The sequence below is a fragment of the Staphylococcus devriesei genome, assembly GCF_002902625.1.
Taxonomy (GTDB): domain Bacteria; phylum Bacillota; class Bacilli; order Staphylococcales; family Staphylococcaceae; genus Staphylococcus; species Staphylococcus devriesei.
In genome coordinates, this window is the sequence record NZ_PPRG01000050.1 from 1 (window position 1) to 25,168 (window position 25,168).

Consider the following 25,168-nt stretch of genomic DNA (forward strand, 5'->3'; position numbering starts at 1 on the left):
AGATGTGTATAAGAGACAGGTATATTACTATATCTTATTTTCAAAAGGTGTGCAATATACAAAAAGCTAATTTCCCAATGAATAAATATGAGAAATTAGCTTTAAACGTTATTATATTCTACGTATTAAGAATAAGAAGTAAGGCACACCGATGATTGCTATAATGACTCCTACAGGCACATCTAAAGGAGGATGTAGACCTCTAGCTAATCCATCACTTACTAATATTAATATTGAGCCAATTAACCCAGACATGATGACCACATGAATGTAACGTTGTCCAACTATAGTGCGCGCAATATGAGGAGCAATAAGACCTAAGAAACTAATACCACCAACAACTGAAATTGATGCTCCAGCTAACATTACTGATAAGACTAACAGAATCATTTTAAGTCGTTGTACTTTAGCACCTAGTGCTATGGCTATACTATCACCTAAATTTAAGATATCTAGTTGGTAACTTAAAGCTATCACTAATGGCAACGTAATAATAAACCAAGGTAAGATTGAATAAAAATTCTCAATCGTGTGACCATATAAACTACCTGTTAACCATACTAACGCATTATTAGCATCCATTGGATTACGTATTAATAGAAATTGAACAATGGCACTACAAATTGCTCCTATTGCTAATCCTATTAATGCTAAAGTTGAACCCTTAACATTAAATTTCGAAATTAAAAAGGATAAAATTAAACTAATAATAAGTGCACCTATAAATGAACCGATAGGTAGTACAATTAGAGGTGCAGTAGGAAAGACCATAATGACAATGACTGCTGCTAGACTAGCACCTTTTGTAATCCCTATAACATCTGGTGAGGCTAATGGATTTCTTACAACTCCCTGTATAACTGCTCCGGCTATAGCTAAACTACTTCCAACTATTAAACCTAATAAAGTTCTAGGGATACGATATTCATTAATAATAAAGTCATCTAATTTAATAACACTTTTAAGAGCGTGTAGAGGATTAAACATCGTAGACCCCACACACAAACTAATAAAAATACTTATAATTAAGCATAAAATAACTATGGAGTAACGAATCGATAGTTTACGTTTAGTCATATTCGTTTCACTCCTTTAAGCGTAATCATTAGGAAATAAATTGCTCCTACAAATGAAGTAACTATACCTACAGGCGATTCATATGGGAATGTAATTAGCCGACTAAGTGTATCAGATAGTAATAATAAATCTGAACCAATTAGAAAAGTTAATGGCACCATAATAAAGTAATCTTTGCTAACATAACGTCTAACTATATGAGGAACAATTAAACCTATAAATCCAATTGGACCTACTATCGATACGGAGGCGCCTGCTAACACAATAACTAATAAACCAATGATAATACTTAGCAATTGCGTTTTTTGACCTAATCCCTTAGCTATGTCGTCACCTAGTTCCATGATAGTTAACTGTCGTCCCAATAATAATGTAATTATCACTGCTAGTATAAGCCATGGCATAATCGTTAACACTGCTTCCCATTTCAGCCCATTTAACGATCCTACTAACCAAAACATTACCGTTGTATTAGAATCTTCATTTAAAAGAATGATACCTTGAGTTAAGCTACTGAAAAATAAGTGGATAGCCATACCGGCTAAGGCTAATTTGACAGGGGTAATTTTTTGAGTCGACCCTGACAATATATAAACCGTCAGTCCACCCACAAACGCCCCAATAAACGCAAGATATGTCGCATAATTTCCAAGCGTTGGAATTAAGACTGTCACTAATACAATTACAAAAGACGCTCCTGCATTAACGCCAAAAATTTGTGGTGACGCTAACGGATTTCTTGTAATAGCTTGCATTAATAATCCTGCTAGCGCTAACGAACCACCTATAATAAGTCCGCCAATCATTCTTGGCATTCTTACATTATGAATTAAAAATGTCTGTTTTGTTTCAGTAGAAGTAAAAAAATATTTAAAGATATCATGAGTATGAATTTCTGAAGAACCAATCGCTAAATTAAAATATGCAAAAATAAAAAGAAAGCACACACTCACAATAAACGTGAATGTAGTGCGTCTCTTATTTGCTCTTTCAATTTCTGATTGACTATTGTTTAACTTCATAGCCATTGAGCATCCACCTTACTTACTTGAATCTTTTTTAGAAAGTTCAACAATTTCTTTAGCCATTTCTTCTGATGAAATTAATCCACGTGCGCGCGCCCAAGTATCACGGTCTACAACTTCTACTTTATTATTTTTAACAGCATTTAGTTTTTTCCATACCGGGGCTTTTTTCAATTCTTGATATGATGGTTCATCTGAACTAGCACCATTTGTCATAATGAACATTCTACCTGGATTAACATCAGATAATGTCTCAGCATTAAGTTGTAAATAAGGGCCTTTTAAATATTTGCTTAGACCTTTAGTTACATCTTGAGTTAATGCTTCTTCGAAACCAAGTTCACTTAGTAATTGCCCAACATATGATTCTTTTGGATGAGCTAGTAAACCAGATTTAGATGCAACAGCTGGTAAAACTTTCTCGCTCTTATCAAATTGAATTTGATCTTTGTATTCTGCGATTTTTTTCTCATGTTCATCTAAGCGTTTTTTACCTTCATCTTCTTTATTTAACGCTTTAGCTACAACTTTGAATGCTTCAATATTTTGTTTATAGTCGCCATCGAAACTTTTTAATTCAATAGTTGGAGCAATCTTACTTAATTCTTTATAAATATTTTTATGTCTGTTACTATCAGCAATAATTAAATCAGGTTTCAATTTACTGATTTCTTCTAAGTTAGGTTGTTTACGTGCCCCTACTGATGTATAGTCCCCTATTTTATCTCTTAAAGGTTTAATAATACGTCCTTTTTTATTATCATCAGCGATACCTACTGGTTTAATATTTAATGCTGCTAAGGCATCTACGAATGAAAATTCTAATGCAACTACACGTTTAGCATCTTTAGGAACTTTTGTAGTGCCTAATTCATGCTTAACTTCAATTGTGTCTTTTGAGGATGACTTACTCTTAGAATCTTGTGAGCCATTATTGCTTACATTACCACACGCAGACACGAATACTAAAACAGCTAATAATGCTATAACTCCTAAAATCTTAAAGCCTTTCATGACTTCCACTCCTTAATATGTATAGGTTTACACTTCATAGTTTATTGATAACAATTATCAATGTCAATATAATTTGTATAATTTTTTAATTTTTTTATAAAAACTTCGTTAACTTAATTTATATTCAGGATAAAACACACCCAGGATAAATAAAAAAACCATTAATCTAAATTTAAATCTAAATTAATGGCTTTTAAAGTCTCTGAATGTTTTCAGTTGTGCAAAGTATAATATTAAGCTTTATGTGGTACAAGCGTAGATGCGTCGATATGTTTAATCAAAGATTCAATCATCTTATCCTTTTTATAGCGTTTAGTTAAACGTTGTTGATACATTACTTGGGATAATGCTTCATATTCCAAACTAAATTGCATAGTATCTCCCACTTGATAGAAATCTTGATTATCTAAATCCACCATGAGATGATCACTTGTCGCACCAATTATCTTCACCTTGTCATTGATTGGAATAATTTTCTCTATGTAAGTATCTATATAACCAATGTCTAAGATAGCCTGTAAATAGCATTGATTTGTACTTATTACTCTAGGTTTTATTTCAATAATTTCCGCTTCCAAAGTTATAGCATCTTGATAAAGTCGTGGCATAGGTTGAAAAGTCGTTGTATCAATACCTCTAAACAACGTTTCCCCTATTCTGAGTTCATTGATACATCCTAAGTCGTTATACATTAGTTGAGGAAGCATACTAGAATTACCACCAGAAATTATTTTTAACCTAAAACCCAATTCATTTTCAATAGCACCGACGAACTGGTTCATTGCATAAATATCGTCTTCAGTTGGTGCCATGGATTTAAAGCACATGAAATTAAATGCAATGCCCACTAATTGAATATGCTTCATCGCAATAATTTCTCGTATATATTCAAGGACGTTATACGTTAAGATACCTTCACGTCCATCTTTCCAATCAATCATTAACATGACTTGGTGCTTATCATTCAAACGTGCAGCCATCTCATTTAATTGGCGAATCGTTTCAATTTCAGTTTGCATACTTATTTTAACCGTCTTTATTAATTCTTCATATTGGTTTTTAGCAGTTGGTCTCAATAATAAATAATTAATTTTTTCACTTGTAGTTGTAGTAATATTTTCCAATCTCGAGTCAGCAAAATGATTAAATCCTAATTGAATCAATGTTTCAATAATTTGAGTATCTCCGGCTACACATTTAATCACAGGCGTTAATTGAATATCTTGTTCTTCTAATAAACTACGTAGCATTTCAGCATTATATGCAATTTTAGATAAATTTATATCAATATGTGCCATTTAATTCACCCCTGTATTTATCGGATTATCTAAATCTATGTTCACATACTTTTTAACTTTATTTTCTATGCGCATACGCAATAACGCTTTGACCGTGATTTTTGGCCCGAATAACACCTTTCTAAGAACTGCTGCGTGGGGTTTACTATCATTAATAGCATGCTCAACCTCCATTTGAACAATATCAAACAATTCTTTTTCCTCGATATTTTCATATTTGGAAAAGTGAAAGATCAATTCAGCCAGTTGATTTTGAATAACTGCATGTTGGAATTTAGCGATGACTTCTTCAATTGAATTAGCTAACAAACTGTCATTAGTTACCTCAATATCTTTCAATGATTGTGATAGCGTATTCAAATCAATACGCGAGCCTCCAAGATCTCTAACTACAAATTGCATTTGATAATGGGGTCCTAAGTTTACGATGGTATTTTGCATATGAGCTTCTAAGGCAATTCCATAGTCTTGAATTAATGTTATTATAGGCTTAACAAGTTGACGTGTATACGTCTGAATAAATAAATGGATACTTTCCTTATCCACCTCACCTTTAACCCATTCAATATAACTATCAACTGTTACGTTGTCATCTATAGGATTTCGATTTACTAAAGCGCCTGTAACTACAGTCGCTCCATTATTAGCGATATAAGGTGCTTCTCGAATAATACACGCTAATTGACGAGCATCATCATTTCCTGTATCAGCATAGATACCGTATGGTTCAATTGCAACGCTTAATTGCGGATACTGATTAAGCACATTTTGCAACGATAAACTTAATTTAGGTCCGTCTACAGTAGTAACGCTAGAAACTGTTCTAACTGCGCTAGTTGCTTGCACATTAACAGGTAATTTAACGTGATATGGGCGACCGATAAGAGACATAGTTCTAAATGATAGTGTTGCTTTTGATTTAACTTCAAAAGGTGTTGTAATAAGCATTTGATGTTCAACCCACTGTTCAAACTTAGCAGAAATTATATTTTCATATTGCCAAGGATGAACAAGTAGCACTTGATAATCTTCTAATGATAAGCCCAACGACTGGGTAAATTTTCTTATTCTAGCACGATATTCTGGTATAACCTTATGTAAAATAAATTGTGTATCACCATCGATAGTAGTTACCCTAGCGTGTTTTTTGTGTAATAACATAATTTTAAGGGGGATGATTCTCTCAAATTCAGGAGAATATGCCTTTACCTCATCCATAGTTAACGGCAATTTAGTCTTAGTCAGTGGATGTGTAGGATGCCCTTCAATAACTAAGCTTTCTGAATATAGTAAATCATTAATTTCCTCTGCGTCACTAATATGTTGTAACCATGCAAAAAAATTTAACGTCATTGGCATCCTTGAAAATTGCATACTAGCTTGAATATTATGTTTACGGCTACTAAACAATTTATATATTTCTACAAAACTATCACGACTATGTAATAATTCTTTATTTAATTGAGCACTGATTTCTATTTCAAAATGTTGAACTAAAATGTCAATCAAGTTTTCTAGTGATGTTATTTCAGTTTTATGTTTACCACAGCTATATATAATAGGCCCTTCAAATTCATACCTACTCATCATACTTGAACGTTTAAAGCGAGTGATAAGTAGACATCCATGCAACTGAATTTCAAGTGTATGATCTTGCGAAGTAATTTTTGTATTCTCAGACCAAACTTTTTCCTTAGTTAAGGCGTTTAAAACTCGATACTGCATATTTTTATCTGCTAATTGCCAATCATTTTGACTCATTTTTTACTCCTCCACTTTACTAGTTCGTTGCATTAAGAATACTGTTAAAGCCACTAATGTTGTAAATAATCCCATTACTAAAAATGTATCTAACACGCCTATGAGTTGCGCTAATACTGTCATAAGTAGACTTCCTAATGGAATCATACCTCTATCCATCATAATGACACTTAATAATTTCCCTCTATTTTCAGGAGAAACATGTTCTTGGAAATAAATACGATTAGATGTACGGGCCCATTGGCTAAATAATCCCACTAATAACATACTAATAAACATTAAAACTATGTTATGTATAACTACGCCTAATAACGCTATACCGAAAAGACCTGAGCTCAAGTAATACATATACACTGTACTTATTTTATTTAAAATCATAGGCAGTAGTATCGTCGCAATAATACCACCTATTGCACAAAAGGTCATAGACATTCCGAAAATTTCAGATTGACCTGGAAAGACATGGTGAACTAATACAGGTATAAGCGTAGTGTAAGAGAACCCTGTTGCCATAATGATTAATGAAGTTATAAATATTTTCGATGCTTGCGTATTGTTTTTAAAGTAACTCCAAACAAATTTTAAAGACAGCTCTTTTTTATTAGTATTTTCTCCATTATCATTTTTAAAATGAAGCGGTAAACAAAACAGAACAGCTACAAAATAACATATGCTTTGTGCTAAAAATGTTGTTGGCGCATGATATGTTGCTAAGATGACACCAGCAATAGCTGGCCCGATTGATCTACATATATTGATAATAAACGAATGATAAGAGACAGCTTGGCTAGTACTTAATCGTTTCGATAAGTCAGGTAATAGCGCTTGTCTAACTGGTGTTTCAATAGCATTTAGCATTCCTCTTAAAGTAGCATAAATTAATATCACTATTATAGAAACATGAGTGATAGTATACGTACAGATACATAATAGAGTTGTAACTAAAAACGAAGAAGAAATTGTAATTCTAAGTAATTTACCCCTATCGTATTTGTCTGCAATTGAACCAGCCCACACACTTAGTAGCAAAATCGGTACAAGTCGGCAAAAATTTACTAATCCTAAGTAAACTGCGTTATGATAACTTGTAAGTACATACCAGTTCAAACCAATTTGTCCTATCCAATTCCCTAAGAACAGCAAAAAGGAACTGGAGAAGAAAAATTTTGCCACTGTAGCTCACCTACTCCTTATTTATTGATAATGAATATCATTATCGATATTATGGATTATACAAATCATTTAGATTTTTGTAAAATAATTTTGAGGTGTTTTATGGATAAATCAATCATTGTAGATCATTTAAATATAGAATTTAACCAAGAAGAATACGACGCATATTCTTTTTTACATCAAGAACATCCACACTTAGTAACTACTTTTGAAGAAAACTTACTACAAGGACGCGATAAAATTTCTCAAAGATTAATCACTTCTTTATATCGTGAGAATTTAGTTAATGCGAAAGATAATAGTAAAATACTTAAATCTTCCGAACTCGGAAATATCTTTGCGGACAAACATGCCCATGTGTTATGTATTCATTTTCCAAAGGCAAAGAGATACTTATATGCGCAGATCGAAGGATTTCATGCGTTTAGTCGTTTAGATGTCGTGGGACCTTTCTTCTATTCTACGTCTAAAGATAACAAAGAGTATATTAGAATTATGCATCCTAATGAGGTGTTAGCGTTAATACTAATAGAAGCTCCAAATTTAGATAATGATGCTAGCCAACAATTCAAAGATGATTTAGAAAATAGTGTTGTCAATATGACATTAGCATTGACACATCAGGCATATACCATGAGAGATACTACTGAAACCTTGTGGGAGATTATAAGTAAGAATACAGATAGTTATTTACGATCAGAACAAGCAGTTATTGAAGGACATCCACTTCATCCTGGAGCTAAACTACGTAAAGGTCTTAGTGCTCAGGACAATATTCATTATAGTTCTGAATATGGTAAAGAAATTAAATTGAAATGTGTTTTGACTCATCATAGTGTAGCACGTACGCAGTCATTACATAATAATTATAACGAAGACTTAGAAAAACAATTTCCTATGTTATACAAGAAAATTCAAGATGAACTGGCTGAGGATACCAATTTAGATGATTATCATTTAATGATTATTCACCCTTGGCAATATGAGAACATCTTATTGACTCAATATAAGAAAGAAATTGAATCACAATTAATCATTCCATTAAAAGTCGAACTATCCTATTATGCAGGACTGTCGTTTAGAACTTTAATGCCAAAATATCCATCTTTATCTCCACATATAAAATTATCTACCAACGTACATATTACTGGAGAAATTAGAACACTCTCTGAGCAAACGACGCATAATGGTCCTTTAGTAACTCGTATTTTAAATAATATATTAACTAACGATATTGATTTTAAAGCATATAAAATAGGTATTATGGAAGAATTGGCAGGTAGCCACTTTTATAATGCTCAAGATATTGAAGCAATTCAAACTGATCGTAGTGAACAAGTGGGCACCCTTTTCAGAGAAAATATTTATACGCTTATTGCCCCACAAACCATACCTATGATTCCTTCAAGTTTAGTTGCAACATACAAATATAATGAGGAAGCACCAATTATAAGTCTTATCAAACTTTATCAACTAAATACAAAAAATGACGAATCATTCAATATAGTGGCACGAGAATGGATTACGACTTATGCTACACACTTACTAGGTATCGTTATCCCCCTATACGTCAAATATGGTATAGCGTTAGAAGCACATCTACAGAATTCAATCGCCACGTTTAATAACGATGGTTCTCTAAATAAGATATATATTCGTGATTTTGAAGGTCTACGCATTGATGAACAACAACTTAATTCTTGTGGCTATAGTACTGAGAATTTTCATGAAAAATCACGTATTTTAACCGATTCTCAAACCACAGTATTTAATAAAGTCTTTTATTCTACTGTACAAAATCATTTAGGTGAATTAATTTTAACGATAGCTAACTACGTTAATGACGACAATTTTGAGGACCTAGTTTGGCAAAATATTAGTGATATTATCAAAGATATTCTTAACAATCTAACTAATGTTAATACAACGAGAGCATTGCATATACAATCTATTCTATTTGCTCCAGACATTGACTATAAATGTGTAACGACGATGCGCTTAGAAGATGAAGCTCATCACTATAGTTACATTAAAGTAGATAACCCGCTTCATAAATAGCACTCTATATAAAACTTGAACTGGTGATTTCTCATCAGTTCAAGTTTTACTTTAAAATTACAAAAAAAGGAGTGGGACAGAAATCTAATGTAATTTCAAAGATTTCGTCGTCCCACCTCGGCAAGATTGACTAGAAATGAAGAAAGTGAGGCTCGAACGCATCTTTATTTCAGACAACTACTGCCATAACTAAAGGCTGAACCATTTTTTTATAAATGGCTCAGCCTCTTAAAATAACAATATGCTTATTATTGTAAACCTGATCTTTCAGCATTGTTATTATTATTATTGTTGTTTCTTTCGTTTTTTTGTTGCCATTCTTTCTTAGTCATTACATCGTCAACTTGCATATTAACTTCTACAACTTGTAAACCAGTAATGTATTTAACTTGTTCTTTAACTAATTCAGTTACTTTACGGAAGATTTTTGGAGCTGATTCACCGTATTCTAAGATTACTTTTAAGTCTACAGCAGCTTGTTTTTCTCCAACTTCAACAGAAACACCTTGTGTTACGTTGTTATTGTTGCTTGAGAAAGCGTTAGTGAAACTATCAGCGAAACCGCCTTTCATGTCTAAGATACCTTTTACTTCGCGAGCCGCAATACCAGCAATTTTTTCTACAACTTCATCAGAGAAAGTTAATTTGTTTTCGAATTGTTGTTCTTCTCTTTCTTCTCTGTATTGTTCATGTTGTTTTTGTTGTTCTTCTCTTTCTTTTTCGTTAACTCCAGTTTGATTGTTATATGCGTGTTTAGCTTTATTGTTATCTACTGTCATGATAAAGTCTCCTTTATATATAAATTATAATTTTAAAATTTAATTTTAAGTCTCAAATATTCTAATCTAACTCCATCTATTTAAGAAATTCATAAAGTCTTGTGTACGGTCTTTAATATACCCGACACCAATTCCAATTAAACACAATACAATAATTAAAATTGTTTTCCAGAATCCTAAAGTTAGGAATAAAATTGCTATAATTAAGAACGCGAAGAAACCAATGATACGCCATTTATAAGACTTAATGAAATCAATAATTTGTTGACTAGCATCTTGTCCATTTTGATTATTATTATCAGCCATGTTATCCCTCCCTTATAGGACACGTTGTCCAGAAGTTTTTTGATCTCTCACATTAACTTCAAGTTTTCTTACTGGAATTTCAGTAAAGTGCTCTACGTTATGTTTAAGATCTGCTCTAACACTTTCAGTTAAAGATTTAACTTGAATATCATTTGGTACTAAGAAATCAGCTTTAATATCAATATAAGACTTATTCTTCTTATTGAAAAGCTTAGTAACCACATTTGGTTGTCTTACTTGATCATATTTAGTTAGCGTGTCATAAGCTGATTTTTCAATTGCTTTACGTGATACATAAATATGACCATCATCATAATCTTTATATAAACCTGGTTTTCTATATGTTGGTTTAAAGATGCTGAATATAAATATTAAACCGATTAATATAAGTAGAGCAGCCAAACCAATTAATAGTGGTTGGAACCAGTTGAATTGTAAGAAGTAGTCTTGATATTTAGAAATTCGACTATCCTTTATGTACATAAACAACAGGAACCCAACAATAGCAACTATTAATAAGCCGAGGACAAAGTTTTTTAACCTTTTCACTTTGTCATGCACCTCCTTAGGTATTGTTGAATTATTACAATTACACAAATAAGTACCCTTTTAACGTTTTCCAAAACATTAATTTAAAGTTATTTAATTAAATTTCTAAAAAATCATTAAAGTTTACTTTCTAAAATAAATATTCCCAAATTTAGCACAATAGAAACATAAATTTTATTATTATTTTTCTTCTACTTTATCTTTTGAACTTTTATATTGTAATACATTTTTACCTAATGTAAGCTTATTTAAATGTTTAGGATGATCTATCGCTAATGATTTAAATAACGACCAAATCATCATAATAATCACAATTGAAAATGGCAAGGCAGCTATTATGAGTAAGTTTTGAATGGCTTGTGTACCACCTGTATAAATCATAATGATAGCAAATAGTGCAAGTATAATTCCCCAACTTACTTTTACAAACGAAGCAGGATTGATATCGCCACGGCAACTTAACATACCTAGCACGTACGTCGCTGAATCAGCTGAGGTAACAAAGAAAATCATGATTACAACAAGTGTTATTAAACTTAAGACAAATCCTAATGGAAAATGTTCTAAAGTCGCAAACGTTGCTGTCTCTGTTGCTTCTTTCGCTATATTTGCAATACCGTTATCTTGTAAATACACTGCAGACGCACCAAACACTGCAAAGAAGAAGAAGCATACAAGTGCTGGTACAAATAATACACCTAAGATAAATTCTTTAATCGTTCTCCCTCTTGATACACGGGCAATAAAGATTCCGACGAATGGTGCCCAAGATACCCACCATGCCCAATAGAAGATAGTCCAATTCTGTAGCCATTTAAACTTCTCGCCACCGTTCATTGGAATACGTAAACTCATGTTAAAGAAATTAAAAATATAGTTACCTAAACCGTTTGTAAAGGTATTTAAAATATATAATGTTGGACCTACAATAAATAATCCTAATAATACAATGAATGCTAATAACATATTAATATTACTTAATGTCTTAATTCCTTTATCAATGCCAGACCATGCTGACCACGTAAACAATGCCGTAGCAATCGCTATTAGAATGACTTGTGTTCCAAAATTATTCGGTACGTTAAACAAGAAATTGAGCCCTTCATTAATTTGTAATGCTCCAAATCCTAAAGTAGCAGCTACCCCTGTAACCGTTGCGATAACAGCTAAAACGTCTATTGCCCCGCCTATAGGACCTTTCATAGATTTTTCACCAAAAATAGGAACTAATGTGGCACTTACTAAACCTGGATATTTTTTATGGAAACTGAAATAAGCGAACACTAACGCTACAATTCCATATACCGCCCAAGCATGTACGCCCCAGTGGAAAAATGCAAATTGAAATGCATCATTAATAGCTGATTGTGTTCCAGCTTTATGTATAGGTGTTAATGTAAACGCATGACTAACTGGTTCAGCTGTTGTCCAAAAGACTAAACCAATTCCCATTCCAGCGCTAAATAACATCGCAAACCATGATGGTAAAGAAAACTCAGGATCTTCTCCTTCTTCACCAAGCGTAATTGATGCATATCTTGAAAATAATAGATATACACATACAAAGAATATAAGTAATACAAGTAACAAATAGTACCATGAGAAATTCATAGCTATAAATGAAGTAATGTTTTGAGTAACAGTTTCTAATTGTTTCGGAAATATAGCGCCATATAGCACGAATAAAGTACAAATTGTCAACGCTGTCCAAAACACTGCACTAATAGATTTATTTCGCATCTAATTCTCCTTATCTATGTTGTGTTTTATTGCCAATCCCCTAATTACGAAAAAATGACGTTTATATTATTACCTATTTGAGTAATAATAAACGCCATTTTATAAATAAGTTAACTTTATTTAGATGCTAATTAATTTTTTATCAGTTCAAGTTAATGACCAATTTACCAATCATCGTATTTGATTCTAGTAATTGATGTGCCTCAAATAGACTCTCCGGTGTTAAACCATTAACGATTTTAGTAGTGGTAGGTTGATAGATACCTTGCTCTACCTTTTCAGAAATATCTTTTAAATATTCATGATGCTTAACCATATCACGAGTCTGATGTAATGGTCTTGTAAACATGAACTCGTGTGTAAAGCTAATACTCTTCGATTTCAAAGCGTTTAAATCTTGAGCCTCTTGAAAAGCTACAATCGTTGCAATATGGCCACGAGGTTTCACTAGTTCAATCATCGTGTCGTAATACATATCCGTATTGAATGTACAAAAAACATAGTCAACTCCTTCAAGGTTATGCGCTTCAAATTGTTGTTTTAAATCTTCTTTATGGTTTAGCACGATATCGGCACCCATCTGTTTAGACCAGTCTACTGTTTCTGAACGTGAAGCAGTAGTGATTACCGTTAATCCATATGCTTTAGCAATTTGAGTAGCGATACTACCTACACCACCAGCGCCGTTAATAATGAGTAATGTTTTGCCTTCATTATCTTCAGGTCGACTTGAAATGCCAAAGACATCAAACAATGTTTCTGAAGCGGTTAAACCTGTTAATGGGAGACTTGCAGCTTGTTCAGCTTTCAAATTAGACGGCGCTTTTGCTACGAGGCGTTCATCAATAAGTTGAGACGTCGCATTTGAGCCATATTGATTAGGAGAGCCGGAATAAAATACGATATCTCCTTCTTTGAACATTTCAACCTCTGGACCAACCGCTTCAACTTTGCCGACACTGTCAAATCCTAACACTCTGGGAGCATTATCAACCACAGTAACTCGTTGTTTTGTATCTACAGGGTTAACACTAATACTTTGAACGTTAATCAACAATTCTCGCTTTGTAGGTTCTCCAAGTTCTAAGTCATATGTTTGAAAAAGATTGCCTTCTTCTAATTTAAAGGTTTTTTCAAATCCAATTGCTTTCATAGTCTATGACCACCTTAACTCTTACTTTTGAAAATTAGGCAAGCGTTGGACACAATAGATGTTCTTAAGTCATCTACTAACTTCTAGCCAACCTTACCTTACTATAATAATAAAACTGCTACCATTAAATTATTATCTTAGTCCTCTGAAACTTTAACGACTTGCTTACCAAAATTATCTCCAGTAAACAAGTTACGGAATGCTTGTGGTAATTTATCGAAACCTTCTTCGATTGATACTTTTGTTTTTATTTTACCTTCTTTAACCCATTGTGCAAGGTCTTTGCCGGCATTTTCAAAATCATCAGCAAACTCAGCGACGAGGAATCCTCGCATCATAGCTTGCTTCTTAATTAAAGTGCTTTGAATGCGTGGTCCTTGGTCATCTTCTGGATTGTTATAATTTGAGATTGTGCCACAAACCGGAATACGCGCATGACGATTTAAGTGTTTAAATACTTCATCACCAATTTCGCCACCTACATTTTCATAATAAACATCTACACCATTAGACACCGCTTCCGCAAGTGCTTCGGCAAAATTCCCTTTCTTATAATCAACGCCAACATCAAAGCCTAATTCATCAGTAAGATAATTTACTTTCTTATCTCCACCAGCGATACCAACCACATTTGCACCTTTAAGTTTAGCAATTTGACCTACAACTGCACCGACTGCACCAGAAGCAGCAGATACTACTACTGTTTCTCCTTCTTGAGGACGGCCAATATCAAGTAAACCATGGTAGGCCGTTTGTCCTGTTAAACCTAACGTGCCTAAATAAAGATGTAATGGTACATCTGTGTCCGCTACTTTATCAACGTCTTCTTCATTCACTGTGTTAATTCGTTTCCACGGTAGGTTTCCTAAGACAATATCTCCTTCTTGAAATTGAGATGATTTTGATTGAATGATTTTACCAACAATATGACTTTCTATTGGCTTACCTACTTCAAATGGTTCGACATACGAATCTGCTTGAGACATTCTTCCACGCATGTATGGGTCTACTGAAATATAAATAGACTCTACTTGGACTTCTTTATCTTGAGGTTCTTTTAATTCTGTTTCTTCATATTGAAAAGTATCATCTTCGGGCATACCTTCCGGATATTGCGTAAGTAACACTTGTTCATTGTTCATTATAAAAACCCCTTTCAATATTTACTACAAGTATAGTACCCGAAACAATTTAATCGCAATCAACCTGCTTTCCACCTATAATTACAATTAATCAGATACTACATATTCATTTCTTAAGGAGGTCATTTACGATGAAGTTAAGTCTTCTTGATTACGTTCCTATCTTTGAAGGACGTTCTGCACAAGAAGCCTTCAATCATAGTGTAGAACTTGCTCAAACTGCAGAACAATTAGGTTACGAGCGTTATTGGGTAGCTGAACACCATCATGTTCCTTCTGTCGCTTCAAGTGCACCCGAAATGGTAATGATGATGTTGTTAGAACAAACTTCGTCTATACGTATTGGAAGCGGTGGCGTTATGTTACCGCACTATAGCGCATACAAAGTGGCTGAACAATTTAAAATTATGGAAGCACGTCACCCTCATCGCGTAGATATGGCAATAGGTCGTTCGCCTAGCTTTAAAAATGTAAACGAAGCACTCAATGAATTTAAAACACATCAACCCGATTTAACTCAACAAATTGACGATTTAAACAAATACTTTGCAGATGATACTCAAGAACCACATCGCTTTATGTCATTGACTGCAACACCTTTTATTGAGAGTGCTCCCTTAATGTATATTTTAGGAATGAGCGATCGTAGCGCCGAGTTAGCTGCACAAAAGGGTCTACCTTTTGTAGTAGCACGTATGGGACAAGCACCCGCTCAACTTAATAAAGTTATACAACACTATCGTCATCGTTTTGAGGAGTATCATCCATCTAATGCTACTCAACAGCCATATGTCATTATAGCTGCATTTGTAGTGACTGCAGACCATGAAGAAATGATTGATAATCTAATGGATGCTCTACATTTGTGGTTAATGCGTATTAATTACTTAAAGCAACCACCAAGTTATCCTTCCATTGAAACGGCACAACAACGTACTTATAGCCAAAGAGAATTAGAGAAAATCGCAAAAGATAAAAAACGTATTATTAGCGGTCTTCCAGATGAAGTTGCTCAACAATTATCTGATTTACAAAATGATTATGATGTTGATGAAATTATGATATTACCTCACGTATTCGGAGAAGAAAACCGTTTGAATTTAGTTAAGTTGGTCGCTAATGCTATCCATTAAAAAAGAGCGAAGACGAAATAATTGGCCTTCCAAAAATTTTGTCTTCGCTCATTTGAATTTTGTTAATTCGTCATATTTTCTACTAAAGATTCTGATTACAGAGGAAATAAATCATTTTTTGCAACATAAATTCTTTAACGTTCTACTCTTTTATAAATTTAAAAAGGTAGTCTATTTATCCCATAAGAAGTTGATTATTTCATTTGCCACTTCTTTATTTTCATGTAGTTGACTGTGTTGAGCTGACTTTCCAGTATACTTTGATTCTTTATATGAAGCTGGACTATTTCCTAGTAAATATTTAAGCGAACGCGCTGAACTCATTGAAACTCTGCCATCAGAATGAGTACCATCTTGTAGATCCCCATAAATGTTTAACACATCGATATGTTTGTCTTTATAGACATCCTTTAATTCTAATAATTCTTTGTAGTTATCATTCATTTTGCTTGGCTTACCATTTTTATCAACGCTAATTTCATTTACCTTTTCATTGAGATTAAGAATGCCATTGTATGTACCGGCTATATTTACTTCTTTTTGAAGTTGAGGCAATTGTTTATTATTCCCAAAATTTTTCATAAAATAAGCAAATGAAAGATTGCCCATTGAATGCGCTACGAAATTATACTTTGAAATATTGTATTTTGTTTTTAGCTGCAATAATACATTTCGAATATTAGTCGAATTTTGATCAATATTCCCATTTTTATTATCTTCAAATATAATTTTTACAATTGGCTGCGTCGCATTTTGAGGTATGTCTCCTTTAAAACTAACCTTGCCAAGTGAAGATACTTTGGCAGTCACGATTGTATCTGTAACACCTTTTTTCTTCGCTTGATTTACTATAAATTTTTCAGAGTTTTCCGTACCTCCATACCCATGCATAAATAATGTAGCTATTCTATCATTCTCATTTGTTGTCTGAGATTTTGTAGTATTGGGTGCACTTTGACATCCTGTCAATGTTACATACAATCGTAACTAGCCCACATAATTTCTTAATATCCATAATTCGGTACCCCATTAATTAAGTTTTCTCTCATTATAAACCAAAATTAATATGACCAACATAAAAAATATGTAATGATAAATCTGTATTATATGATTACTAGAAAAACCAAAAGCTGTTTGGAAATAAACATTTTGAACTAAAGAAAAATTAGTAATTTCTAGTGAAATAAAACAAAAATTGTTATTTCTTCGCTTTTATAAAAATCACATTAAGATATCTTATTAGTTTAAATATCAAAATGTAAAATTGCGAAAAACCAACGTAGTATTGTTGGCGAGACTCTTAAGGGAAGAGGGCTAGGCTAAGACCGTGGCTTAGCCAGTCCCCCTAAGAAAGCGAGCCAAACAATACGTAGTATTAATTAATAATTTATAATTGAACCATACAAGCGATTATATTTTGTCACTATATTCCATCCAGATTTTACTATTACACAAAAAACCTAGAACACTTATTATAAATGTCCTAGGTCTTGATAAAATATATTATTTAATTTCTTTAGATTTTGCTAATTCTTTGTACCATTGTGCACTTTTCTTAGGATAACGTTCTTGCGTATCAAAATCGACATAGAATAGACCGTAACGTTTTTCATAACCATTAGACCATGAGAATACATCCATTAATGACCAAATAAAGTAACCTTTAACATTGGCACCATCACGAATAGCATCTGAAATTACTTCAAGATGTTTTTTAACATAATCAATACGTGCGTCATCATCTACTGTTTTACGTTCTTCGTCAAATTCATCTTTATAACCAAGACCATTTTCAGTAACATAAATCTTATGATAATTAGGATACTCTTTTACTACACGCATAATTTGATCGTATAAACCTTGAGGGTAGATCATCCAGTCCCAATCAGTACGTGGTACATCTACATCAAATTCACGTTGACCTACGCCTTTAAGTTGATACTTAGAACCACCTTTATCACCAGTGGCATTATGAGTAATTTCAGATTCGCCTTCATAGCCTCTCATCCAGTCACTCATATAATAATTAATCCCTAAGAAATCATTTAAATCTTTAGCAGCATTTAAAATAGTATAATCCTCTTCTGAAATATCTAATTTTCCACCGTTAACAGATAAAATGTGTTGAACGCCTTCCATTGTTTCGCGAGAATATTTACCAAGGTACGTAGCATCTAAAATAAATTTATTGTGAATAATATCTTCAAGTTCTGCCGCTCTAACATCTTCTGGATTAGAAGGATCATATGGGTATTTAGTCGGTAATGCATGTACTACACCGATTTCTCCACTATATCCATTATCTTTAAATAATTTTACAGCTTTAGCATGTGCTACCATCATATTATGATGAGACTGGAACACTTTAGCGAAATCATATTTTATTCCAGGAGGGAACTTACCTACTAAGTATTGTCCATCTCCAATCGGGCCAATTTCATTAAATGTCGTCCAATAATTAACCTCTGAGAATTCTTCGAAACAGAAGCTTGCATAATCTACAAAGTGATCAATTGTTTTACGATTTAAGAAATCGCCATTGCTATGCAGATTTTCTGGCGTATCGAAGTGATGTAATGTAACAAAAGGTTCAACGTGACGTTTATGACACTCTTTGAAAAGATTATGATAAAATTCCACACCTTTTGGATTCACTTCACCAAAACCATTTGGAAATATTCTAGACCAAGCAATTGAGATACGAATACCATTAACTCCATATTCTTCACTTAGTTTTAAGTCTACAGGATATCGATTGTAGAAATCACTCGCTGGTTCAGCTGTATACCAATAATTTTCTTCTAGATAAGTGTCCCAAGCTACGCGACCTTTTCCATCTTTTTGAGTCGCACCTTCCGCTTGATACGCTGCTGTCGCACCACCGAAAATAAAATCTTCTGGTAATTTTTTCATTATACTTTTCTCTCCTAAATTATTTTTCAAATTGTTGTTGAACAAAGTCTAATGCTGCTTTGCCATCACGTGTTAAGTTTATATATTCAACACCTTGGGTTTTAGCTAATTTAATACCTAAACGATCTGTATCTTGCTTAATATCTTCGTAGTTTGAAGCTACTTGTGGCGCTAAAATAATTAAGTGATAATCTTTCATAATATCCATATGTGCACCATATCCACCTGCGGCTGCTTTAACTGGTACATCGTATTCTGTTGCAGCTTTATTAAGTGCATTTGCTAGTAATCCACTTGTACCACCACCAGCACAAAGTACTAAGACATTTGTTTCTTCAGTAATATGGTTGTTTGATGCTTGTTCTTGTTGTTTAGTATCATCTGATACAGTGTCGTGAGGTGCTTCTTTAGCGCCCGCAGAAGCTAAGATAGCATCTGCTTTTTGTGTATTGAAGTTAGCTGATACTTTATCTTGTAATTCAGTGTTAGCTTCTTTGTTACCTAATTCTTCTTCTAAAATTTGTTCGTCATATACTTTCACGAATGGATAGTAAATAATAACATCGACGACAATCAATATAATCGCTAATACAAATGACCAAAATGCGAGTCCAGTACCCATCACGATACCTAATGGACCTGGAGTTGTCCATGGTAAAAAGATATTAAAGCTATTCATACCAAGTACGTCTACGAAGAATTTAAAAATCCATACGTTAACGATTGGCGCTAAAATAAATGGAATAAAGAACACTGGGTTTAAGACTAATGGTGCACCGAATAAAATTGGCTCGTTTACACCAAAGAATGTTGGTACAACTGATGCTCTACCGATTGCTTTATTACGTTTCGATTTAGTTAACCACATGAACATAAACGGTACGACTAATGTTGCACCTGTACCACCCATAGTAACAATGAACATTTGAGTACCTGGAGTGATAACTTTATCAGCATGTTCACCTGCTTGGATTAAGTGTAAGTTTGTTTCTAAGTTAGCATAAGAAATCGCTGCGATAGCTGGTTCTACGATGGATGGACCATGGATACCTACGAACCAGAAGAACGCATAGGCACCAAAGATAATTGTTATACCAACCCAACCGTCTGCTGCAGTAAATAATGGTTCAAATAATTTTAATACTGCATTAGCAACATTTGTATTTACTAAAGCATGAGAAAGCAAGTCTAATCCATATAAAATTAAAATTGCTGCAGATAACGGGAAAATATCTTTAAATACTTGAGAAATATTTGGTGGAACTTCTTTAGGCATTTTGATTGTAATATTACGTTTAATAAAGAAGTTATAAACGATTACAGTCACAAATGCAGATAAGAATGCTGTTAATAAGCCTTTAGTTCCTAGGAAGGCACTTAAAAATCCTCCATCTTTAACTGGGTCAGCAGCTAAGAATAAGAACCCAGCCATTGCAGCCATCATTGTTGAAATAAAGTTAATTTGGTTCGTTTTGTCTAACTTCCGATTGAATGAATCGGTCAATGACTTGGCTGTAGTACCGGCAACAATCAAACCAACAATTCCCATTGTGTAATTGTATGGTTTCATCAATATACCTTCCATAGTTTTACTCCATGTAAATCCGAAAACGTTTGGTACATAAGTAATTAAAATAAATATACTTGAGAACAAGATGATTGGAATTGCTGCAATAAATCCATCACGAATTGCTCTTAAATAAATATTACGCGATATCTTTTCGAAGAACGGCTTTCCTTTTTCAATCCATTCAATTAACTTATTCATAGGTGTCAACTTCCTCTTCTATATAATTCTATTAAGTGTTTCATTAAATCTTTTAATAATAATGTTGTCATTAAATGGTCTTGACCATGCATCATTGTTACGCTGTATGCAATATCATCGCCTTGTGCTTCTTTTGCTAATAAGCTTGTTTGTGCTCTATGCGCGTTAGCAATACATTCATTTGCCTCTTCAGTAAGTTGTTCTGCTTTATCTAACTCACCATCTTTAGCAGCAGTTAACGCTTCTAATAATTTAGAACGTGCGTCCCCTGCATAAGCTACAATTTCAAACCCAAGTAATTGGACTTCTTCTCTATTCATAACAGATCCCTCCTCTTATAATTTATCTAGACTGCAAAGAAGTAGCAGTAGTTGTAAGCACTTTGTTTAATTCATCGATATTTTTAAATCCTTCTTGATGTAACCAATCACGTGCTGCTTCTTCACCTTGTTCAATATAAACTTTTACCGCACCAGACCATGTTGCACGGCCACAAAGTACACCGTTAAATTTAGCTCCAGCCTCATGAGCAAATTTTAAAGTTTCTTGGAATAATTTTGCTGTTACACCAGCACTTAGGTAGATATATGGTAAATGCGTTGCAGCATCTTGATCACGGAAGTGTTGTGCCGCTTCTTCTTTACTGTAAACAATTTCTCCATCTGTAAAGCCTTCTACATAATTCATGTTAACTGGTACTTCTACTTTAAGTACGTCGACATTAAATCTTTCTTCTGAGAACAATTTCATCGCTTCATTCACTTTATGAGGTTTTACTTTCGCAAATTCAGCACTCTTATTATCCGGAATATTATCATCGTATGTTAAAACTTCTAAGAAGAATGGAATATCTTCTGCGACACATTCAGAACCAATTCTCTCAATGTACGCTTGTTTTTGAACATTGATTTCTTCGGCGTCATCAACATCGTAGTAAAGTAAGAATTTAACCGCATTTGCACCTTGTTCTTTTAAACGTTTAGCAGACCACTCAACTAAACAATCTGGTAAACGTCCTTTTGTATTTACGTCATAGCCTGTTTTTTCATAGGCAAGTAATAACCCACAATCTTTATTACGTGCGTCAGAAGCAGGTAAACCATATTCAGGATCTAATAATATTGAAGAAGCATATTGAGTTAGTTCCTCAGAAACTAATACTTTTAATTTTTCAATTTGCTCTACAGTTGGCTCTTCTGCTTGATGTTCAGCCATCATTCTTTTTAACGCGCCACGTTGGTCGAATGCTAATGCTGAAATAATACCGTCTTTATTGCTTAATTGATTTATTGACGCTACTTTTTGTTGTGATCTTGTCATGTTTTACACCTCTATAACTTCAATTTTTTGGAAAATTTCGTCAAATTTATTTAAATTAATATGACCAGTTTGGCTCTCCATTGCATTTAGCATGCCAAACGTATTAGCTTTTCTAAGTAAATCCTTATCAGAATCATGATGAACTAATCCCGATGTAATACCTGCCACTGTTGAATCTCCAGAGCCTACCGGATTAACTACTTCAATAGTAGGAATGTTTACTTTATAATATGTCTCATTATGTTTAGCGAACGCACCATCGCCACCCAATGAAACGATAATCCATTCTATCCCTTCAAAAATAGGTTGATTAACCGCTTCTTTTAAACTTTCAATTTCAGGTGTTACTTTCGTTTGAAGTAATTGAGAAAGTTCGTCGATATTAGGTTTAATAACAGTCGGTTTTGTTTCACTTAACAAGACATCCATAAGCGATTGACCAGAACTATCTAACACTGTTGGTATGTGTTTATCATTCGCTAATTGAATAATCTTTGCATAATAGTCTGAGTTTAATCCTTTAGGTAAACTACCTGACATGGCGATGGCTTGTACGTCTTTAAATAACTTGTTTAAATGAATTTCAAAGTTATATGCTTCATCTTCTGAAATCGTTGGACCTTGTTCCAATATTTCAGTTTGTTGACCTTGGTGTAGTACGGCTATACAGTTTCTTGTTTCACCTTCAATTTTGAAGAATGAATGATGGATATTATTGTTATTTAGCTGTTGCTCAATAAATTCACCTAATTTTCCACCTAAGAAACCACTAGCTACCACTTCTTCGCCAAATTCTGCTAGCACACGTGTAACGTTTAAACCTTTACCACCTGCAGTTTTACTCGTATTGGTTACTCTATTAACAGTATCAAGTTTGAGATTATCTAACTGATAAGAAATGTCTATTGAAGGATTTAAAGTTAATGTTAGAATCATTGTTGACCCACCCTTAGTCGTGATATTCACCTTTGTTCCATTTTTCTAAAAATTCATCAAAGAAATGTGGATCTGCTTGTTTATCATCATGTGCTTCTAAATGTTCGATTTTAGCAATTAACTTTTTATTTTCTTCAGTTGGTTTGTATTCAGCTTTAATAAACGCGTCAACAATATCGAAGAGTAATAACTTACCGATAGTTGCCCCGCCAAAGCTAACCACATTCGCATTTAATTCTTCTTTAGAATATAACGCGGAAGTCATATCTCTTACTAAAGCTGTTCTAACACCAGGCACTTTATTAGCAGCGTTACTAATACCTACGCCTGTACCACAAATACAAACACCTAAGTCTGCTTTGCCACTAGTAACTGTTTCGCCTACTTTTTTACCAAAAATAGGATAGTGGGTACGTGTAAAGTCGTAAGTTCCTACGTCTATTACTTCGTATCCTTCTTCTTTTAAATGTTTAGAAAGTTCCATTTTTACGTCAGTAACAATATGGTCACAACCAATTGCAATTTTCATTATTTATTCCTCCAATTAACACATTTTATTTAACATATCTACGCGAATTTGGTGGCGTCCACCATCGTAATGACCATTCACAAATTCTTTTGTTACATTTTTAGCTAATGTATCTCCTACAATTTCTGAACCCATAGTAATCATGCGTGCATTATTATGACCACGTGTCATGTATGCTGAGCGTTCATCTGAAACTTCAGCAGCAATCATACCTTTTACTTTTGTAGCAACCATGAAACTACCAGCACCATACGCATCAATGGCGATACCTAAGTTCTCATCATTTTTTTGCACTTCATTAACGACAGCTAAAGTTGAATCAACAAAATCTAATTCTTTACCTTCAGTTACATCTAGTACATCGTGATTACTTTCTTTTAAAAAGGCTTTAACAACATCTTTGAGTCGTTTGCCAGCTTCATCTGAACCAATAATAATTGTCATAGTCATTCTCCTTTTTAGTTGAACGATTTTCACATATATTTCTTTTATATGGAAAAGCGCTTTCAAATCTTTACGCTTAAATTATAAACATAAATAAACAAATAATCAACATTAAATGTTCTAAAGTTGTTTGATAATTAGTTGTTTTAAACAAAATAATAAAAGATTATGTTTAAATAAACTTTTATAAACTAAAAAATCTCGAAATTGTTTAGTTTCAAACAATCTCGAGATTTATCTATAATTTTAATATATTACTTCTGTATGTAATTTTAATTTTTGCATATTGTCTTTTTCATTATTGTCGATAATAACCGCAGTTAAATCATCTAATTTACAAAGCTCGGTGAAGTCCTCTTTACCAATTTTTGAATCATCTATTAATAAATAAGTTTCAACAGAACGTTCTAATGCCAGTTGTTGCGTATATGCTTCATCAATTGTTGAAGTTAATACATTAGCCTCTTTGACTCCATTACAACTAAAGAACATCTTACTAAAATTTTTCGTTTTAAGTAGTGTATTTGTCATTTCCCCGACAAACGATTCTGTGAGTTCTCTCATTTCTCCGCCTAATAGATATACTTTAAAGTCTAGCGATCTTTTCTCAAATAATATCTTAAATACTGGGAAACAGTTGGTAATAATTGTTAGCGATTTATGGTCTATCAATTCTGCTAAACATTCAATTGTTGTACCCGGGCCTAGAAAGAGAGTATCTCCTTCTTCAATAAGATTTACTGCTTTACGTGCAACAAGTCGTTTTTCTTCAATATTATGGGTGTGTTTTTCCTGATGTGATTTCTCTTTAAATTGAAATACTGAGTTACTTCTAGCTCCTCCATGTATCTTAGTAAGTAAACCTTTTTCTTCTAACTCTGCTAAATCACGTCGTACAGTCATATCCGACACATTTAATTCTTCAACGATTTGATTTGTTCTTACTGTTCCTTTTTGGTTTACAAGCTTGATGATTTCATCTAAACGATCATATTTATTCACTTTAATTGTCACTCCCCTCATCTATAATGATTAATTTATTTGTTGAAA

The 25,168-nt window shown here is 33.3% G+C and carries 23 protein-coding genes; 2 read left to right on the forward strand and 21 right to left on the reverse strand.

Features of this window, described 5'->3' with window-relative positions:
* Nucleotides 1-111: 111 nt before the first annotated feature.
* From CD147_RS08040 to CD147_RS08065, 6 genes are all read right to left on the reverse strand, one after another.
* Nucleotides 112-1,077, reverse strand: coding sequence for a FecCD family ABC transporter permease (locus tag CD147_RS08040; RefSeq protein WP_103166895.1), 966 nt, complete (start codon nucleotides 1,075-1,077; stop codon nucleotides 112-114).
* Nucleotides 1,074-2,105: a FecCD family ABC transporter permease gene (locus CD147_RS08045; RefSeq protein ID WP_103166896.1), complete on the reverse strand. Its 1,032-nt coding sequence runs from the start codon at nucleotides 2,103-2,105 to the stop codon at nucleotides 1,074-1,076. The genes CD147_RS08040 and CD147_RS08045 overlap by 4 nt, the downstream gene beginning before the upstream one ends.
* 12 nt (nucleotides 2,106-2,117) lie before the next feature.
* Nucleotides 2,118-3,116: an ABC transporter substrate-binding protein gene (locus CD147_RS08050; RefSeq protein WP_103166897.1), complete on the reverse strand. Its 999-nt coding sequence runs from the start codon at nucleotides 3,114-3,116 to the stop codon at nucleotides 2,118-2,120.
* A 233-nt stretch (nucleotides 3,117-3,349) separates the two neighbouring features.
* Nucleotides 3,350-4,414, reverse strand: a complete 1,065-nt coding sequence (locus tag CD147_RS08055; protein ID WP_103166898.1) for an alanine racemase — start codon at nucleotides 4,412-4,414, stop codon at nucleotides 3,350-3,352.
* Entirely contained in the window at nucleotides 4,415-6,175 is a 1,761-nt protein-coding gene (locus CD147_RS08060) for an IucA/IucC family protein (RefSeq protein ID WP_103166899.1), read from the reverse strand.
* A gap of 3 nt (nucleotides 6,176-6,178) precedes the next feature.
* Nucleotides 6,179-7,348 (reverse strand): MFS transporter, encoded by a 1,170-nt coding sequence (locus CD147_RS08065; protein ID WP_103166900.1) that lies wholly within the window; start codon nucleotides 7,346-7,348, stop codon nucleotides 6,179-6,181.
* A gap of 102 nt (nucleotides 7,349-7,450) precedes the next feature.
* Here CD147_RS08065 and CD147_RS08070 point away from each other — a divergent pair, with 102 nt between their 5' ends.
* Nucleotides 7,451-9,406 (forward strand): IucA/IucC family protein, encoded by a 1,956-nt coding sequence (locus CD147_RS08070; RefSeq protein ID WP_103166901.1) that lies wholly within the window; start codon nucleotides 7,451-7,453, stop codon nucleotides 9,404-9,406.
* Between the two features lie 248 nt (nucleotides 9,407-9,654).
* On the opposite strand, the gene CD147_RS08075 is transcribed toward CD147_RS08070, so the two are convergent.
* The 6 genes from CD147_RS08075 to CD147_RS08100 form a co-directional block, all read right to left on the reverse strand.
* Nucleotides 9,655-10,185: an Asp23/Gls24 family envelope stress response protein gene (locus CD147_RS08075; protein ID WP_103166902.1), complete on the reverse strand. Its 531-nt coding sequence runs from the start codon at nucleotides 10,183-10,185 to the stop codon at nucleotides 9,655-9,657.
* A 66-nt stretch (nucleotides 10,186-10,251) separates the two neighbouring features.
* Complete coding sequence (locus CD147_RS08080) at nucleotides 10,252-10,491, reverse strand: DUF2273 domain-containing protein (RefSeq protein ID WP_103166903.1); 240 nt, start codon at nucleotides 10,489-10,491, stop codon at nucleotides 10,252-10,254.
* A 12-nt stretch (nucleotides 10,492-10,503) separates the two neighbouring features.
* Nucleotides 10,504-11,040, reverse strand: coding sequence for an alkaline shock response membrane anchor protein AmaP (gene amaP, locus CD147_RS08085; RefSeq protein WP_103166904.1), 537 nt, complete (start codon nucleotides 11,038-11,040; stop codon nucleotides 10,504-10,506).
* A 180-nt stretch (nucleotides 11,041-11,220) separates the two neighbouring features.
* Nucleotides 11,221-12,780, reverse strand: a complete 1,560-nt coding sequence (locus tag CD147_RS08090) for a BCCT family transporter (RefSeq protein WP_103166905.1) — start codon at nucleotides 12,778-12,780, stop codon at nucleotides 11,221-11,223.
* A 142-nt stretch (nucleotides 12,781-12,922) separates the two neighbouring features.
* Complete coding sequence (locus CD147_RS08095) at nucleotides 12,923-13,933, reverse strand: zinc-binding alcohol dehydrogenase family protein (protein ID WP_103166906.1); 1,011 nt, start codon at nucleotides 13,931-13,933, stop codon at nucleotides 12,923-12,925.
* A 137-nt stretch (nucleotides 13,934-14,070) separates the two neighbouring features.
* The gene (locus CD147_RS08100) at nucleotides 14,071-15,075 is read right to left on the reverse strand and encodes an NADP-dependent oxidoreductase (protein WP_103166907.1); all 1,005 of its coding nucleotides are present in this window, start codon (nucleotides 15,073-15,075) and stop codon (nucleotides 14,071-14,073) included.
* 131 nt (nucleotides 15,076-15,206) lie between these two features.
* On the opposite strand from CD147_RS08100, the gene CD147_RS08105 reads away from it, so the two are divergent.
* Entirely contained in the window at nucleotides 15,207-16,208 is a 1,002-nt protein-coding gene (locus CD147_RS08105) for an LLM class flavin-dependent oxidoreductase (protein WP_103166908.1), read from the forward strand.
* A gap of 171 nt (nucleotides 16,209-16,379) precedes the next feature.
* On the opposite strand, the gene CD147_RS08110 is transcribed toward CD147_RS08105, so the two are convergent.
* The 9 genes from CD147_RS08110 to CD147_RS08150 form a co-directional block, all read right to left on the reverse strand.
* A complete protein-coding gene (locus tag CD147_RS08110) occupies nucleotides 16,380-17,177 on the reverse strand; it encodes an alpha/beta hydrolase (protein WP_233649282.1) in 798 nt (265 codons plus the stop codon).
* A 534-nt stretch (nucleotides 17,178-17,711) separates the two neighbouring features.
* Nucleotides 17,712-19,124 carry a 6-phospho-beta-galactosidase gene (gene lacG / locus CD147_RS08115; RefSeq protein WP_103166953.1) on the reverse strand — a complete coding sequence of 471 codons (1,413 nt, stop codon included), beginning with the start codon at nucleotides 19,122-19,124 and terminating at the stop codon, nucleotides 17,712-17,714.
* A gap of 16 nt (nucleotides 19,125-19,140) precedes the next feature.
* Nucleotides 19,141-20,889, reverse strand: coding sequence for a lactose-specific PTS transporter subunit EIIC (locus CD147_RS08120; protein ID WP_103166954.1), 1,749 nt, complete (start codon nucleotides 20,887-20,889; stop codon nucleotides 19,141-19,143).
* Nucleotides 20,890-20,894: 5 nt separating this feature from the next.
* The gene (locus CD147_RS08125) at nucleotides 20,895-21,209 is read right to left on the reverse strand and encodes a PTS lactose/cellobiose transporter subunit IIA (protein WP_103166910.1); all 315 of its coding nucleotides are present in this window, start codon (nucleotides 21,207-21,209) and stop codon (nucleotides 20,895-20,897) included.
* Between the two features lie 22 nt (nucleotides 21,210-21,231).
* Complete coding sequence (lacD, locus tag CD147_RS08130) at nucleotides 21,232-22,209, reverse strand: tagatose-bisphosphate aldolase (protein WP_103166911.1); 978 nt, start codon at nucleotides 22,207-22,209, stop codon at nucleotides 21,232-21,234.
* A 3-nt stretch (nucleotides 22,210-22,212) separates the two neighbouring features.
* Complete coding sequence (locus tag CD147_RS08135) at nucleotides 22,213-23,145, reverse strand: tagatose-6-phosphate kinase (protein WP_103166912.1); 933 nt, start codon at nucleotides 23,143-23,145, stop codon at nucleotides 22,213-22,215.
* 13 nt (nucleotides 23,146-23,158) lie between these two features.
* Entirely contained in the window at nucleotides 23,159-23,674 is a 516-nt protein-coding gene (gene lacB, locus CD147_RS08140; RefSeq protein ID WP_103166913.1) for a galactose-6-phosphate isomerase subunit LacB, read from the reverse strand.
* Nucleotides 23,675-23,689: 15 nt separating this feature from the next.
* On the reverse strand, nucleotides 23,690-24,118 hold the full coding sequence (lacA, locus tag CD147_RS08145; protein ID WP_103166914.1) for a galactose-6-phosphate isomerase subunit LacA: 429 nt from the start codon (nucleotides 24,116-24,118) through the stop codon (nucleotides 23,690-23,692).
* A 246-nt stretch (nucleotides 24,119-24,364) separates the two neighbouring features.
* Complete coding sequence (locus tag CD147_RS08150) at nucleotides 24,365-25,120, reverse strand: DeoR/GlpR family DNA-binding transcription regulator (RefSeq protein WP_103166915.1); 756 nt, start codon at nucleotides 25,118-25,120, stop codon at nucleotides 24,365-24,367.
* Nucleotides 25,121-25,168: the final 48 nt, after the last annotated feature.